The 16,016-nt window shown below is 60.3% G+C and carries 14 protein-coding genes and 1 tRNA gene; 7 read left to right on the plus strand and 8 right to left on the minus strand.

Features of this window, described 5'->3' with window-relative positions:
- Positions 1–14: 14 nt before the first annotated feature.
- The gene (locus tag AC07X4_RS03300) at positions 15–470 is read right to left on the minus strand and encodes a DUF3619 family protein (protein ID WP_056067352.1); all 456 of its coding nucleotides are present in this window, start codon (positions 468–470) and stop codon (positions 15–17) included.
- Positions 467–1,036 (minus strand): RNA polymerase sigma factor, encoded by a 570-nt coding sequence (locus tag AC07X4_RS03305; RefSeq protein WP_056067354.1) that lies wholly within the window; start codon positions 1,034–1,036, stop codon positions 467–469. The genes AC07X4_RS03300 and AC07X4_RS03305 overlap by 4 nt, the downstream gene beginning before the upstream one ends.
- Before the next feature lie 292 nt (positions 1,037–1,328).
- Here AC07X4_RS03305 and AC07X4_RS03310 point away from each other — a divergent pair, with 292 nt between their 5' ends.
- The 6 genes from AC07X4_RS03310 (at position 1,329) to pbpG (ending at position 8,898) form a co-directional block, all read left to right on the plus strand.
- A complete protein-coding gene (locus AC07X4_RS03310) occupies positions 1,329–3,122 on the plus strand; it encodes an acetolactate synthase 3 catalytic subunit (protein ID WP_494739225.1) in 1,794 nt (597 codons plus the stop codon).
- Between the two features lie 144 nt (positions 3,123–3,266).
- Entirely contained in the window at positions 3,267–3,758 is a 492-nt protein-coding gene (gene ilvN, locus AC07X4_RS03315) for an acetolactate synthase small subunit (protein WP_015013659.1), read from the plus strand.
- 160 nt (positions 3,759–3,918) lie between these two features.
- Positions 3,919–4,935: a ketol-acid reductoisomerase gene (ilvC, locus tag AC07X4_RS03320; protein WP_056638514.1), complete on the plus strand. Its 1,017-nt coding sequence runs from the start codon at positions 3,919–3,921 to the stop codon at positions 4,933–4,935.
- 192 nt (positions 4,936–5,127) lie between these two features.
- Positions 5,128–5,961: a CDP-diacylglycerol--serine O-phosphatidyltransferase gene (pssA, locus tag AC07X4_RS03325; protein WP_056067359.1), complete on the plus strand. Its 834-nt coding sequence runs from the start codon at positions 5,128–5,130 to the stop codon at positions 5,959–5,961.
- 206 nt (positions 5,962–6,167) lie between these two features.
- Complete coding sequence (locus tag AC07X4_RS03330) at positions 6,168–7,706, plus strand: 2-isopropylmalate synthase (protein ID WP_056067361.1); 1,539 nt, start codon at positions 6,168–6,170, stop codon at positions 7,704–7,706.
- Positions 7,707–7,821: 115 nt separating this feature from the next.
- Positions 7,822–8,898, plus strand: a complete 1,077-nt coding sequence (gene pbpG / locus AC07X4_RS03335; RefSeq protein WP_056067362.1) for a D-alanyl-D-alanine endopeptidase — start codon at positions 7,822–7,824, stop codon at positions 8,896–8,898.
- A gap of 276 nt (positions 8,899–9,174) precedes the next feature.
- On the opposite strand, the gene AC07X4_RS03340 is transcribed toward pbpG, so the two are convergent.
- The 4 genes from AC07X4_RS03340 to AC07X4_RS03355 form a co-directional block, all read right to left on the minus strand.
- The gene (locus AC07X4_RS03340) at positions 9,175–10,002 is read right to left on the minus strand and encodes an IclR family transcriptional regulator (RefSeq protein WP_116749561.1); all 828 of its coding nucleotides are present in this window, start codon (positions 10,000–10,002) and stop codon (positions 9,175–9,177) included.
- Positions 10,003–10,058: 56 nt separating this feature from the next.
- Positions 10,059–10,817 carry an arginyltransferase gene (locus AC07X4_RS03345; RefSeq protein WP_056744184.1) on the minus strand — a complete coding sequence of 253 codons (759 nt, stop codon included), beginning with the start codon at positions 10,815–10,817 and terminating at the stop codon, positions 10,059–10,061.
- Positions 10,814–11,569 (minus strand): leucyl/phenylalanyl-tRNA--protein transferase, encoded by a 756-nt coding sequence (gene aat, locus AC07X4_RS03350; protein ID WP_494739226.1) that lies wholly within the window; start codon positions 11,567–11,569, stop codon positions 10,814–10,816. Before aat ends, AC07X4_RS03345 begins: the two co-directional genes overlap by 4 nt.
- 110 nt (positions 11,570–11,679) lie before the next feature.
- Positions 11,680–11,755: transfer RNA gene (locus AC07X4_RS03355), tRNA-Asn, on the minus strand.
- A gap of 164 nt (positions 11,756–11,919) precedes the next feature.
- Between AC07X4_RS03355 and def the strand changes: the two genes are divergently transcribed.
- Positions 11,920–12,459 (plus strand): peptide deformylase, encoded by a 540-nt coding sequence (gene def / locus AC07X4_RS03360; protein WP_116749563.1) that lies wholly within the window; start codon positions 11,920–11,922, stop codon positions 12,457–12,459.
- 33 nt (positions 12,460–12,492) lie between these two features.
- On the opposite strand, the gene AC07X4_RS03365 is transcribed toward def, so the two are convergent.
- Both AC07X4_RS03365 and map read right to left on the minus strand, forming a co-directional pair.
- The gene (locus AC07X4_RS03365) at positions 12,493–15,093 is read right to left on the minus strand and encodes a [protein-PII] uridylyltransferase (RefSeq protein WP_494739227.1); all 2,601 of its coding nucleotides are present in this window, start codon (positions 15,091–15,093) and stop codon (positions 12,493–12,495) included.
- Positions 15,094–15,193: 100 nt separating this feature from the next.
- Entirely contained in the window at positions 15,194–16,009 is an 816-nt protein-coding gene (gene map, locus AC07X4_RS03370) for a type I methionyl aminopeptidase (RefSeq protein WP_056067376.1), read from the minus strand.
- Between the last annotated feature and the right edge of the window lie 7 nt (positions 16,010–16,016).

Genomic DNA, 16,016 nt, shown 5'->3' on the forward strand with positions numbered 1-16,016 from the left:
CAGAGTCAGGCAGGTCAGTTTGACTGCGCGGAGGTCTTGAGGAATTGTACGAAGCCTGGGTCCGAATAAGCGGCGGGAGGCAGGTCATCGGTCAGCAGAGCGGCATCCACCTCGGCCACATCGTTGGCACTGCGTTCGTCCTGCGCGATGTTGATGACCACCAGTCCCACGACCAGCGCCAGTAGAGGCACGGCGGACACCAGGGCATTCCACCAGCCACCGCCTTCGCCGCCACGGCCCAGTGTGGCGGTGCTGCCTGCGTTGACCACCACTGCTGCGGGGGCGGTGCGATGCACCGGCGCGGTGACTTTGCGTTTGGCCAACGCCTGCATGCGCGAGGCGCGCAGCCGCTCGGAGATGTCATAGGGCAGGGCGTCGGTGCCGCTGGACAGGCGCGCCGTGACGCGCAGCGCAAAGCGCTCGGCAGCAGCTTCAGCTTGGGTCGGTGGGGTCTGTACAGTGTTCTTCATGGCTCGATTCCTTTGGCCTTCAGTGCCTTGCTGAGGGTTTGTATGGCGCGAAAGCAGTGTGTTTTGACACTGCCTTCGGAGCAGCCCATGGCGGCAGCCGTCTCTGCGACGTCCATTTCCTCCCAATAACGCATCAGGAACGCTTCCCGTTGACGTGGTGGCAACTCTGCAATTTCTTCTTCAATGCCCTGGAATATCTGGGCCCGGCGGGTCAGGTCTTCCGCGCTTTCGGCTTTGTCGCCGTCTTCTGTCCCTGAGTACGCTTCGAGCAGATCAAAATCCGTGCCATCTTCACCTGGGCCTTCGAAGTCGCTCATGCTCGAAAACAGTGCATTGCGCGTCTTCTGGCGGCGAAACCAGTCCAGGGTGCAGTTGGAAAGAATCCGCTGGAACAGCATGGGCAGTTCGCCCGCCGGTTTGTCCCCGTAATGCTCGGCCAACTTGAGCATGCTGTCTTGCACGATGTCGAGCGCCGCTTCCTCGTTGCGAACGTGGTAGACCGAGCGCTTGAACGCGCGCTTTTCTACGCTTTTGAGGAAATCGGAAAGTTCTTGTTCGGTTGCCAAGACGGGTCAGCCCGGGAGGAGATCGGCGCAGATATCTGCAGTTTCGCAACTCAACGGCGCCGTAAAACCTCAGATTATCGCACCCGCCGGAGTTTTTTTCGGCTGCGGAGCGTTTTGTGAGTGTTGCAGTGCGATAATCAGGTTGCAATTCAAAAGGCAAACGGGTCACGGTCCGGCGCGGCAATCATCCCGCCCATGTCCTTGGCCTCAAGTTCCAAGCTGGCTTCACAAGAGCGCGTGCGAGGGGCACCCAAGGTTTTTCGTCAGAGAAATTCACAAAGGTTGATCGATCATGGAAATCTCCAAGGCTGAAATTTCTTCAGCAGTCGCTGCTTCGCAGGGCAACACATCTCCCGCTTCCGGTTCGCAGGACCTCATGGGTTCTGAGATCCTCATCAAGGCCCTCCAGGCAGAGAACGTCCAGTACATCTGGGGCTACCCTGGCGGCGCGGTTCTCTACATATACGACGCGCTGTACAAGCAAGACACCATCCAGCACGTGTTGGTGCGTCACGAACAGGCCGCCGTGCACGCTGCCGACGGCTACGCCCGCGCCACGGGTGAAGTCGGCGTAGCCTTGGTCACTTCGGGCCCCGGCTTGACCAACGCTGTGACCGGCATCGCCACCGCGTACATGGATTCGATCCCCATGGTGATCATTTCTGGTCAGGTGCCCACGCCCGCCATCGGGCTTGATGCCTTCCAGGAGTGCGATACGGTCGGTATCACCCGCCCCATCGTCAAGCACAATTTTCTCGTCAAGGACCCGCGCGACCTGGCCGCGACGATGAAGAAGGCCTTCCATATTGCCCGTACCGGCCGCCCAGGCCCTGTGGTGGTGGATGTGCCCAAAGATGTTTCCTTCAAGAAGGTGCCTTACACCGGCTACCCGCAAACGGTAGAAATGCGCTCGTACAACCCCGTGCGCAAGGGCCATGGCGGACAGATCCGAAAGGCCCTGCAGTTGCTGCTTGCGGCCAAGCGCCCTTACATCTATACGGGCGGCGGCGTGCTGTTGGGCAACGCCACCAACGAGCTGCGTACGCTGGTGGACATGCTGGGCTACCCGGTCACCAACACGCTGATGGGTCTCGGGGCCTACCCCGCATCGGACCGCAAGTTCCTGGGCATGCTGGGCATGCACGGCACCATCGAAGCCAACAACGCCATGCAGAACTGCGACGTGCTGCTGGCAGTGGGTGCGCGCTTTGACGACCGGGTGATCGGCAACCCCAAGCACTTCGCGCAGAACGACCGCAAGATCATCCACGTCGATATCGACCCGTCGAGCATCTCCAAGCGCGTGAAGGTCGACATCCCGATCGTCGGTGACGTGAAGGACGTGCTCACCGAGCTGATTTCCATGATCCGCGAGAGCAGCACCCGCCCTGACGCCGGTGCCCTGGCTGCCTGGTGGGACACTATTGAAGGCTGGCGCAAGCGCGAGTGCCTGAAGTACAGCATGGGCAGCGGCGATGTGATCAAGCCACAGTACGTGGTAGAGACGCTGTGGAACATGACGAAGGATGGTGATACCTACATCACGTCCGACGTGGGCCAGCACCAGATGTGGGCGGCGCAGTACTATCGGTTTGACGAGCCGCGCCGTTGGATCAATTCCGGTGGCCTGGGCACGATGGGTGTGGGCATTCCCTATGCCATGGGGATCAAGCTGGCCAAGCCACAGTCCGAAGTGTTTTGTATTACCGGCGAAGGCTCGGTGCAGATGAACATCCAGGAACTGTCCACCTGCCTGCAATACAACACGCCGATCAAGATCTGCTCGTTGAATAACCGTTATCTGGGCATGGTGCGCCAGTGGCAGGAGATCGAATACTCCGGTCGTTACAGCCACAGCTACATGGACGCGCTGCCCAACTTCGTGAAGCTGGCCGAGGCCTATGGCCACGTAGGTATGCTGATCGAACACCCCAAGGACGTGGAGCCTGCATTGCGCGAAGCACGCAAGCTCAAGGACCGCACGGTGTTCATGGACTTCCGTACCGACCCCACCGAGAACGTGTTCCCGATGGTGCAGGCCGGCAAGGGCATCACCGAAATGCTGCTGGGGTCGGAAGACCTCTAAGCCAAATCTGCCTCAGGCGCATGTTTTTCATGCGCTACCAGCTATCGAATAGATAGCATCTAAATTTTTGACGAATCTATTGCCTGCCAAGCCCATGCATTACCGTGCATGGGGGAGGGCAGCAAAAAGAGGAATCTCTTCATCATGAAACACATCATTGCTGTCTTGCTGGAAAACGAGCCTGGTGCTCTTTCCCGCGTCGTGGGTCTGTTCTCGGCCCGTGGCTACAACATCGAGTCGCTCACCGTGGCGCCCACCGAGGATGCATCGCTGTCGCGCATGACCATCCAGACCACGGGCTCCGATGACGTGATCGAGCAGATCACCAAGCACCTGAACCGCCTCATTGAAGTGGTCAAGGTGGTTGACCTCACCGAAGGTGCCTACACCGAGCGTGAGCTCATGATGGTGAAGGTGCGCGCGGTGGGCAAAGAGCGCGAGGAGATGAAGCGCATGGCGGATATCTTCCGTGGCCGCATCATCGACGTGACCGAGAAGAGCTACACCATCGAGCTGACGGGCGACCAGTCCAAGAACGACGCGTTCCTGCAAGCCATCGACCGCACGGCCATCCTGGAAACCGTACGTACGGGTGCCAGCGGCATCGGTCGCGGCGAGCGCATCCTGCGCGTGTAACGGATTTGCCTTCGACCGGCTAGCGTCGTTGGGCAGCCTTGCCGTGCTAAAGCACTGTCTGCAGCTCCCCGCCTAGCCATCCGGCCGAATCCAAATCCGATGTAAGACAATCGACTGTTTATTTTTCAACCCCAACAACGTATTTCAACCGGAGCGACCCATGAAAGTTTTCTACGACAAAGACACCGACCTGAGCCTGATCAAAGGCAAGACCGTGGCCATCATCGGCTACGGCTCGCAGGGCCATGCCCACGCACAAAACCTGAACGACAGTGGCGTGAAGGTCGTGGTCGGCCTGCGCAAGGGCGGTGCCTCGTGGGACAAGGTTGGCAAGGCCGGCCTGAACGTGCTGGAAGTCAACGACGCCGTGAAGGCCGCTGACGTGGTCATGATCCTGCTGCCCGATGAAGACATCGCAGCCGTGTACAAGAACAACGTCGAACCCAACATCAAGCAAGGCGCTTCGCTGGCCTTTGCCCACGGTTTCAACGTGCACTACAACCAGGTCGTGCCCCGCGCCGACTTGGACGTGTGGATGGTCGCCCCTAAGGCCCCCGGCCACACCGTGCGCAACACCTATACCCAGGGCGGCGGCGTGCCCCACCTGGTGGCCGTGCACCAGGACAAGTCCGGCAAGGCCCGTGATCTGGCGCTCTCCTACGCAGCAGCCAACGGCGGCGGCAAGGCCGGCATCATCGAGACCAACTTCAAGGAAGAAACCGAAACCGACCTGTTCGGCGAACAGGCCGTGCTGTGTGGCGGTGCCGTCGAGTTGATCAAGATGGGTTATGAAACCCTGGTCGAAGCTGGTTATGCCCCCGAAATGGCTTACTTCGAATGCCTGCACGAGCTCAAGCTCATCGTGGACCTGATCTACGAAGGCGGCATCGCCAACATGAACTACTCGATCTCGAACAACGCCGAATACGGCGAGTACGTGACCGGCCCTGAAGTGATCAATGAGCAGTCGCGCGCTGCCATGCGCAATGCCCTCAAGCGCATCCAGAACGGTGACTACGCCAAGATGTTCATCCAGGAAGGCCGCCTGAACTACCCATCGATGACAGCCCGCCGCCGCAACACGGCCGACCACAGCATCGAGAAGGTGGGCAGCCAGCTGCGCGCCATGATGCCCTGGATCGCCAAGAACAAGCTGGTCGACCAGACCCGCAACTGATGTTTCGTTTCTGAAGCGTCAAAAGGCCACTTCGGTGGCCTTTTTCATTGGCGGGCGGCACGGTGTGCAGGCGCTACACTGCGGCCTTCGCCTTTTGCGCGCTTGGCAGTCGGCATTCCTGCGGGAAATGGTTTAATACTATAAATTTAATAGCTGCTTGTGCAATATTTGCAAGCGCTGGAGGTCTGTTTGATGCATGACGGCAATGAGTCCACCGAGAACCCCGGTGTGATGGTGCGCAAAAGGCGCAAAGGCATCTACATCCTGCCCAATCTGTTCACGCTGGCGGCGCTGTTTGGGGGCTTTTACTCCATCGTCATGGCCATGAATGGCCGGTTTGATCAGGCGGCGGTGGGCGTCTTCTGCGCGATGGTGCTCGACAGCCTGGACGGGCGCGTGGCCCGCATGACCAATACCCAGAGTGCGTTTGGCGAGCAGATGGACTCGTTGTCCGACATGGTGTCCTTTGGTGCTGCGCCTGCCCTGATTGCCTATGAGTGGTCCCTGCAGGGTCTGGGCCGCTGGGGCTGGATTGCTGCGTTTGTGTACTGTGCCTGTGCGGCGCTTCGCCTGGCGCGCTTTAACGTGAATACGGGCGTTGTGGACAAGCGCTATTTCCAGGGGCTGCCTTCACCAGCCGCTGCGGCCTTGGTGGCAGGGTTTATCTGGCTGATGACCGAGCTGGGCGTGCGTCCCGGCGAAGACCACTGGCTGACATGGAGCCAGGTGACCTGGATCATGTTCTCCTTCACGCTGTATGCAGGGCTCACCATGGTGACCAATGTGCCGTTCTACAGCTTCAAGGATGTGCAGATGAAAAAGAGCGTGCCTTTTGCTGCCATCGTGCTCATCGCGCTGGGCATCGCTGTCATCAACATTCACCCCCCTATCGTGCTGTTTGGTGTGTTCGTGTTCTATGGCCTGAGTGGTTATGGCGTGTATGCCTGGCGCAAGGCCAAAGGGCAGCACAGCAGCGTGATCAGCACCTCTACCGACGAACCTGACGAGCGCGGTCTGCACAAGTGATGACCGTGATTTCCGGCCAGTTGTGCTACATTGCGGCATATGAATTTGTTTGCTCTGGCGCTACTGCTACCTCCCCACGGGCGGAGACAGTAGGCGCACGCGCACACTTTTCCACAGAGGCCCGTTTGCACCCGCGACGGGCCTTTTGTTTTGGGCGCCAGATTTCTACGTTGCGGGGCCCCACCCACTGATACCAGGAGAACAACATGGCTGACAAACTGATCATTTTCGATACCACCTTGCGCGATGGGGAGCAGTCTCCCGGCGCCTCGATGACCAAGGACGAGAAGCTGCGCATTGCCCGCCAGCTTGAGCGTCTGAAGGTGGATGTGATTGAGGCCGGTTTTGCAGCCAGCTCCAATGGCGACTTTGAAGCCGTGCAGGCGATTGCCAACGCCATCAAGGAGTCCACCATCTGTTCCCTGTCTCGGGCCAATGATCGTGATATTTCACGCGCTGCCGAGGCCCTCAAGGGCGCGGCGAGTGCCCGTATTCACACCTTCATTGCCACTTCGGCGTTGCACATGGAGAAAAAGCTGCGGATGACGCCTGACCAAGTGCTGGAGCAGGCCAAACAGTCGGTCCGTTTCGCCCGCAACCTGGTAGGTGACATCGAGTTCAGCCCTGAGGACGGCTACCGCAGCGACCCCGACTTTTTGTGCCGCGTGCTGGAAGCCGTGATTGCAGAAGGTGCCACCACCATCAACGTGCCCGATACCGTGGGCTATGCCGTTCCGGAGTTGTACGGCAACTTCATCAAGACACTGCGCGAGCGCATCCCCAATAGCGACAAGGCGATCTGGTCGGTGCATTGCCACAATGATCTGGGCATGGCGGTGGCCAACTCGCTCGCCGGTGTGAAGATTGGTGGTGCGCGGCAGGTCGAATGCACCATCAACGGTCTGGGTGAGCGCGCCGGTAACTGCTCCCTCGAAGAGGTGGTGATGGCAGTCAAGACCCGCCGTGACTACTTTGGTCTTGAACTGGGGATTGATACCCAGCACATAGTCGCAGCCAGCCGCATGGTCAGCCAGACCACTGGTTTTGTGGTGCAGCCCAACAAGGCCGTGGTGGGTGCCAACGCATTTGCTCATGCCAGCGGTATCCACCAGGATGGCGTGCTCAAGGCACGCGATACCTACGAGATCATGCGGGCGGAAGATGTGGGCTGGAGCGCCAACAAGATCGTGCTGGGTAAGCTCAGTGGTCGTAACGCCTTTAAACAGCGCTTGCAGGAACTGGGTGTCAGCCTGGATAGCGAAACCGAAGTCAACACCGCTTTCACGCGCTTCAAGGAATTGGCTGATCGCAAGAGCGAGATCTTTGACGAAGATATCTTGGCACTGGTGAGCGACGAGAGCGTGACTGCTGAAAAAGAGCAATACGGGTTCGTATCGTTGTTCCAGCAAAGCGAAACCGGTGAGCAGCCCCGTGCACGTATTGTGTTCACGGTGGATGGGCAAGAAGTGCGCGGCGAGGCCGAGGGCAACGGTCCCGTCGACGCCTCGCTCAAGGCCATCGAATCGCATGTGAAGAGTGGCGCCGAAATGGTGTTGTATTCCGTCAATGCCATCAGTGGCTCTACCGAGAGCCAGGGCGAGGTCACGGTGCGGTTGCAGAACAGCGGGCGTGTGGTGAATGGGGTGGGCGCGGACCCAGACATCGTCGTGGCGTCGGCGAAGGCCTACCTTAGCGCTTTGAACAAGTTACAAAGTAAAGCCGATCGGGTGGCCGCACAAGGTTGACTGATCAATTTATAATTCACTCACTTTCTCGGAAAGTCGCGCAAGGTATTGATCTTGCGCGACTTTTTTTGATTCTGTACACTGCTCAATAATTCTTACCGTTTGGAGCACTTTGATGCACCATCGCCGCAACGCTGCAGTGAATCGATTTTTCCAGTGGATGGGTTTCGCGCTCGTGAGCGCTGCCCTCATTTCGCCCTCTGTGCACGCGGCAGATGTCAAAAAGCCAGGGGTCAAAAAACAGCAGGTCAGCGCAAGCAACGCGAAGCGTGCCGTGGCACCACGCAAGGTGGCCGCCAGCATCAAGCCCACGCGCGTCGCTGCCCGGACTGCCAAAGCACCTACCAAGGTGGCGTTTGTTCCAGCCAAGCCCTCTTTCGGCCAGATGGCGGGCTTGCACGAGGTCAATGATCCGCTGGACCTCAAGTCCAGCGTAGCGCTGGTGGTGGACCAAGACACCCATGAGGTGTTGCTCCGCAAGAACGATCAGGCTGTGCTTCCCATCGCCTCGCTGACCAAGCTCATGACGGGTATGCTGATTTCGCAGGCCAAGTTGCCCATGGACGAACCTGTCACCATCACGCAGGACGATGTAGACACCGAAAAGGGGAGTCGGTCGCGTTTGACCGTGGGTACCACGCTGACGCGTGGCGAGATGCTGCACTTGGCGCTGATGTCCAGCGAGAACCGGGCCGCCCATGCACTGGGTCGTACTTACCCGGGTGGGTTGGAGGTCTTTGTGACGCAAATGAACGCCAAGGCCAAGTCACTGGGCATGAATGATACTCACTATGTGGAGCCCACGGGTCTGTCCAGCCGTAACCAATCTAGTGCCCGCGATCTTGCGACCTTGGTGGGTGTGGCGCATGGAGATCCTCTGTTGCGCGAGCTGTCCACTTCCCCCGGCTATGAAGTGGCGGTGGGGCATAAGACGCTTCAGTACAACAATACCAATGGTCTCGTGAAAAATCCTACCTGGGACATCGGTCTGCAGAAGACCGGTTATATCTCCGAGGCAGGTCGTTGCTTGGTGATGCAAGCCCAGGTGGCGGGACGCAAATTGATCATGGTGTTCCTGGACTCTGCAGGTAAATTCAGCCGACTGGGCGATGCCGAGCGGGTGCGCCGCTGGGTGGAGTCCAATCCTTCGTTGGCCGCACCATTACAGGCGGTACGGAGCAACAACGGCTGATACGTAGACATCTGTCCCACATGCGCCTGGCAGGCTGGTCCTGTCAGGCGTTTTCTTTTGTAGTGCGAGTCCGGCCTCGCAAACGGTCTTGGGTAAACAGGGTCAGCGGGCATCTCTTGTCTTGAGTGGGTTGGGATGCGATGAGCTGGCAAGACCATGCCGGAGGCTTGCTGCGCGTGTCCCACGCACACCGTGCAGCGCTTGCCTCGATGCCTCAATACGCCACTGCGGCCCCGCCCATGGCGCCATTGGCAAATGGGGTGTGGATGCAGAATATCAGCGCAATTCGGTGCGTTGGTTGGTGATTGGGTTGTGACTGGCGTCGGTACTTGGTGTATGACCCAGGGCCAGTGAAATTTCGTTCGCCGTTGCTTGCAGCTTGGGCAGCCAGCCTTCATCCAGTCTATCAGCGGGGGCAGAAATGGACAGGCCTGCTACCAGTTTTCCCTGGTCGTCATACACACCGGCTGCCATACAGCGCACGCCCAACTCAAGCTCTTCGTTATCGCGGGCAATGCCGTATTGCCGGGCCTTTGCCAGTTCCCGCTCCAGCACGGGCAGCTGGGTGATGCTGTTCCGGGTGTGGCCTGCAAGACCGGTGCGGGTGGCATAGGCACGAACGCGCTGGGGGTCATCCAGTGCGAGGAAGAGCTTTCCTGTAGAGGTCAGGTGCAGTGGCGCCCTGCCGCCAATGGCGCGCACGACCTGCATGCCCGACCGCTCACTGTAGGCACGCTCCACATACACAATCTCGTCGCCCTGGCGCATGCTCAGGTTCACGGGCTGCTGGATCAGCTTGTGCAGACTGCGCATGGGGGTCAGCGCCGCATCACGAACGCTCAGGCGTGCCTTCACCAGGTTGCCCAGCTCCAGCAGTCGCATGCCGAGCCGGTAGCTGCCCGATTCGGGGCGGTCCACAAACCGTCCAATGGTCAGGTCGTTCAGGATGCGGTGAGTCGTAGAGGGGTGCAGCCCAGTCTTTTCGCTGATTTCCTTGAGGGAAATCGCCTCTTCACGAGAAGCCAGAACATCGATCAGAGTGAACATGCGCTCAAGCACCTGAACGCTGGGTTTGAGAGGGATGCTGGAATCGGTTTTTTTCATGAGCGGCTATGGTGCGAAGGCCGCCACATTTTATCTTGTGAAATGTTAACGCGTATTCAGGTGCTCGCGTGGCCGGTGTCTGCGACCCGGTGCCATAGCCCATCGGTACGGATTTCATGGGGCACAAAGCGTGCCTTGTAGTTCATCTTGGGGCTGGTTTCTATCCAGTACCCCAGGTAGACATGGGGCAGGCCCAGTGCATGGGCTTGCGCAATTTGCCACATGACGTTGTAGGTGCCGTAGCTGCAATGGGGCTCGGGTTCGTAAAACGTATACACGGCAGACAGGCCGTCATCGAGCACGTCAAGAATGGAGACCATCTTGAGCGCACCGGGTTCGCCTGATGCGTCGGTCTCGCGGAACTCCACCAGTCTTGAGTTCACCCTGCTTTGCAGCAGAAACTGTGTGTACTGGTCGATGCTGTCATGGTCCATGCCACCGCCTGCATGGCGGCCGTTCTGGTAGCGCAGGTACAGCTGGTAATGTTCGGGCACAAAACACAGCCGTAGCACCCGGGCCTGCAGTTGGCCGTGGCGTGTTGCCGCGCGTCTTTGGCTGCGATCAGGCTTGAATTCGTTGACCAGGACCCGCAGCGGTGTACACGCCTGGCATCCGTCGCAATAGGGGCGGTAGGTGAACATGCCACTGCGGCGAAACCCTTTGGTTACGAGATCGGAATAGAGATCGCTCTGGATCAGATGGCTGGGAGTGGCGACCTGCGATCGTGCCTGACGGTCCGGCAGGTAACTGCAGGGGTAGGGGGCTGTCGCGTAAAACTGCAGGGTCTGCAGTGGAAGGTCATTGAGTTGCGTCATGCCGGATCGATCTTGGGTGGCAGCAGCTCGTTCCAGTATACGGGCTCAAATCTCCAGGGGATGGCAGGCTGTTGTCGCGCTTTGTCCACATGTACCAGGAAATCGGCGCGGGGTATTTCCCGGCCGCCCAGGGAGGTCAGGTGCTGCGTATTCTGCTGGCAGTCAATCAAGGTGATGCCATGGCGGCGGCACAGGCAGACCAAGGCTGCAAGAGCGATCTTGGAGGCGTCGGTCGCATGGGCAAACATGGATTCTCCGAACACCGCACGACCCAGTGCCACGCAGTACAGGCCCCCTATGAGTTGGTTGTCCACCCAGGTTTCCACGCTGTGGGCATGGCCTGCTCGGTGTAAATCAGTGTAGGCGTTCACCATCTCCGGCACGATCCAGGTTCCAGCCTGGCCCTCGCGTTCCTTGGTGGCACAAGCCGTGATGACGTCCTGGAATGCGCTATCGACGCGTATTTCGCAATGCGCCTGTCTGCGAAACGCCTGCAGCCGTTTGTTCAGTGATCGATGCAGCCGAAATTCCGACATTGGCAGCACCATGCGCGGATCGGGTGCCCACCACAGGATGGGTTGCCCGGGGCCATACCAGGGAAAGGTACCCTGCGCATACGCGGCACGGAGGCTGTTCACATCCAGTGCACCACCTGCGGCCAGCAGTCCCGGCGCAGGGTCGCCCTCTCCCCACGCAAGGGTCGGGGCGGGAAGGGGGTCGTCAGGTTCGAGCCAGGGTAGTTGCGGGGGCATGCGGGTGTGTGTCGCAAAGGCACTATTGTCTGGCACGCGCTGGCACGCTGCGTGGTGGGGGCGGCCAACAAAAAAGCCCCACACTCAGAAAGTGTGGGGCTTTTTCAGATTGGCTCCTCGACCTGGGCTCGAACCAGGGACCTACGGATTAACAGTCCGGCGCTCTACCGACTGAGCTATCGAGGAACAAGACTTAGATTATATACACAAAAATTGTGCCGAATCCACAAAACTGACTGCATCGGTTCGCAAACCCACGCGCCAACCTGAAGCCGTATGGCGCGATATGCTGGGCACCCTGCTGCCAATTTGGCAGTCTGTGCCTTGTCTCCAAGCCTGTCTCATATTTCATGACCATCCACACCATTTTGAAAATGGGCGACCCCCGCCTGCTGCGCGTTGCGCAGCCTGTCACTGCGTTCGACACTGACGAGTTGCATCAGCTGGTGCGGGATATGTTCGAGACCATGGCCTCCGTGAACGGAGCCGGCCTTGCCGCGCCGCAGATTGGGGTAGACCTGCAACTGGTGATCTTTGGTTCCAACGACCGCAATCCGCGCTATCCGGATCGGCCGCTTGTGCCGCCCACCGTACTGCTCAACCCGGTGATCACGCCCCTGGGGGTGGAAGAAGAGGAAGACTGGGAGGGTTGCCTCTCCGTGCCCGGTTTGCGCGGCAAGGTGCCCCGCTGGTCGCGCATCCGCTACACAGGCTTCGATTTGTACGGCGACCCCATTGACCGCACGGTAGAGGGCTTCCATGCGCGTGTCGTACAGCACGAATGCGACCACCTGATCGGCAAGCTGTATCCCATGCGGGTGCGTGATTTCACGCAGTTCGGTTTTACCGAGGTGCTGTTCCCGGAGATCAGTGCCACCGAAGACGACTGATAGGGATCCTCTCCTGGGCCTATCCCTGCGCGGTCAGGACGACAGTTCCTGCAGCAGCTCGGTTTCGATCTGGATCTGGCGGGCGTTGTTTTGCAGCTCTGGGCCCTGGATGAGAAAAGTGTCTTCCACCCGCTCGCCCAGGGTACTGACCTTGGCCAGTTGCACGCTCAGGTGATGCTGCGCCAGGATGCGAGCCACGAGATAGAGCAGACCGGCACGGTCGCTGGCCGAGATAGCCAGCAGCCAGCGCTGCGCCTTTTCGTCGGGGCGCAAGGTCACCCGGGGCGCTACCGGAAAGCTCTTGACCCGGCGTGACACCCGCTTGCGGGTGGGTTCTGGCAAAGGGCCGCCTTCCTCGATCACGCGCATCAGGTCGCTCTCGACCATGTGGGTCAGCTCGCGGTAGTGCCCTGGCTGCTCCGATGCCGAAGAGGCCACGACCTGAAAGGTGTCCAGCGCATAGCCGTTGTTGGCGGTGTGCACCCGCGCATCGAGGATGCTGAAACCCACACGGTCGAAGTAGCCGCAGATGCGTGCAAACAGGTCGGCCTGGTCGGCGGCGTAGACCATCACCTGCAGCCCATCACCCGCCAGCGACTGGCGGGCGCGCACCACGGGCTTGGCCGTGCCTACATGGCGCGACAGGTGGCGTGTGTGCCAGGCAATGTCAGCAGCGTCGTGGCGCATGAAATAGCTCACGTCCAGCGTGGCCCATAGCGTCTTGTGCGCTTCAAAGGGCAGGGCGTTGAGCGCCAGCAGCACCAGCGCCTCGCGCTTGCGGGCTTCGATTTCGGCAGCAGCATCGGGTGCGCGGCCACCCAGGGTGCGCAGCGTGGCGCGGTACAAGTCTTCCAGCAGCTTGCCTTTCCAGGCATTCCAGACCTTGGGGCTGGTGCCACGGATGTCCGCCACCGTGAGCAGGTACATGGCCGTGAGGTTGCGTTCATTGCCCACGCGGCGTGCAAAGGCAGCAATCACATCGGGGTCGCTCAGGTCCTGCTTTTGCGCCACAGTGCTCATGGTCAGGTGCTCACGCACCAGAAACTCGATGAGCCGGCCATCTTCGCGGTCCACGCCATGCTGGCGGCAAAAGCGCCGCACTTCTTCAGCGCCGATTTGCGAGTGGTCGCCACCGCGTCCCTTGCCAATGTCGTGGAACAGCGCGGCCACGTAAAGAATCCACGGCTTGTCCCACCCTCCCGCCAGTTGCGAGCAAAACGGGTATTCGTGCGCATGTTCCGCCATGAAGAAGCGGCGCACATTACGCAGCACCATCAGGATGTGCTGGTCCACCGTGTAGACGTGGAACAGGTCATGCTGCATCTGCCCCACGATGCGACGGAACGGCCACAGATAGCGCCCCAGCACCGAGGTCTGGTTCATCAACCGCATGGCGTGCGTGATGCCCGAGGGCTGCTGCAGGATGCGCATGAAGGCATCGCGGTTGACCGGGTCTCGACGGAAGGCGCTGTCCATCACGCCGCGTGCGTTGTACAGCGCACGCAACGTGCGCGCCGACAGGTCCTTGAGCCCGACCGTGGTCTGGTAGAGCAGGAAGGTCTCCAGGATCGCGTGCGGGTCGCGGGTGTAAAGGTCGTCGCTGGCCACCTCGATAAGACCCGCCTTCTCAAAGAACCGTTCGTTGATCGGACGCGGCTCATGGGTCGATGGGTTCAGGCGCTCTTCAATGTTGAGCAGCAGGATCTGGCTGAGTTGCGACACGGCCTTCGCTGCCCAGTAGTACCGACGCATCAGACTTTCGCTGGCCCGCATGGGCAGGCGCGAACCATCGGGTGCTTGCGAGCGGTAGCCGAACGACTCGGCCACGGCGGTCTGCAAGTCGAACACCAGCCGGTCTTCGTGCCGCCCGGCAGCCGCATGCAGACGGGCGCGGATCAGGCACAGCAGCGCCTCGTTGCGCTCGATCTGGCGCACTTCAAAGGCCGTGGCCAGGCCACTGGTGGCCAGTTCCTTCCAGTTGCTGCCCAGCCCGGCAGCCTGCGACACCCACAGGATCATCTGCAGGTCCCGCAGCCCGCCGGGCGACTCCTTGCAGTTGGGCTCCAGCGAATAGGGCGTGTTCTCGTATTTGGTGTGGCGCTGGCGCATCTCCAGGGTCTTGGCGACCAGAAACGCCTGGGGGTTCATCTGCGCGCGGTACTGGCGCTGGAATTCTGCAAACAGCGCGGCGCTGCCGCACACCAGCCGCGATTCGAGCAGCGAGGTCTGCACGGTGACATCGCCCGCGCTTTCGGCAAGGCATTCGGCCACCGTGCGCACGCTCGATCCGATCTCCAGGCCCGTGTCCCAGCAGCTACCGATGAAGCCTTCCAGCTTCGTGCGCAAGGCACTGCCGGCCTCGGGCGCCGTGCCGTCGGGCAGCAGCAGCAGGACATCGACATCGGAATAGGGGAACAACTGGTCGCGCCCAAATCCACCGACGGCCACCAGGGCCATATCGTCGGGCAGCTCAGCACGCTGCCACAGGGTCTGCAGCAGGTTGCCCGCCAGCGACGACAGCTTGCGCAGCAGCACACGGATGCCGCGTGTCGATGCGCCGGTGGATTGCATGGCCGCCAGCAGCGCGGCCTTGTCGCTGCGGTAGGCGTCGCGCAGGGCATGGAGTTCAGTCATGGTCGGTAAGTATCGTGGGAGGCCATGAAAAAGCCATGCAAGAGTTGTGTTGTGCAAGCAGCTGCCTTTTTGCGCGGGAACCGGCGGCCCGGCGCTCGCCTCAGGTCTTGGTGGCTGTCACAAAGGACGGCAATGGGGGCGAACCCGCTGACAGCGTCATCACCTCGTACCCCGTGGGCGTGACCAGTACCGTGTGCTCCCACTGGGCCGACAGGCTGTGGTCCTTGGTCACGATGGTCCAGCCGTCGTTGCCAAATTCCTTCACTTCGCGGCGGCCGGCATTGATCATGGGCTCGATGGTGAACACCATGCCGGGTACCAGTTCTTCGAGCGTGCCGGGCTTGCCATAGTGCAGCACCTGGGGTTCTTCGTGGAACTTTTGGCCAATGCCGTGGCCGCAGAACTCGCGCACCACCGAGAAGCCGTGCCCTTCGGCAAACTTCTGGATCGCGTGGCCGATATCCCCCAGCCGCGCGCCTGGCTTGACCTGCACGATGCCATGCCACATGGCTTCAAACGTCAGCGCTGACAGGCGCTTGGCGGCGATCGAGCATTCGCCGATCAGGAACATACGGCTGTTGTCGCCGTACCAGCCGTCCTTGGTGATCACGGTCACGTCCACATTGACGATGTCGCCCTTCTTGAGCGGCTTGTCGTTGGGGATGCCGTGGCACACCACATGGTTGACCGAGGTGCACAGCGAAGCCGGGTAGGGCGGGTAGCCCGGTGGCTGGTAGCCCACGGTGGCCGAGATGGTGCCCTGCTGGGCCATGCATTCGGCGCCCAGGCGATCGATTTCTTTGGTGGTGATGCCGGGCTTGATGTGCGGTGTGATGTAGTCCAGCACTTCGGAGGCCAGACGGCAGGCCAGGCGCATGCCCTCGATGTCCTCGGCGCTTTTGATGGTGATGCTCATGGCGCAA

Source organism: Acidovorax sp. GW460-11-11-14-LB4 (genome assembly GCF_059423685.1).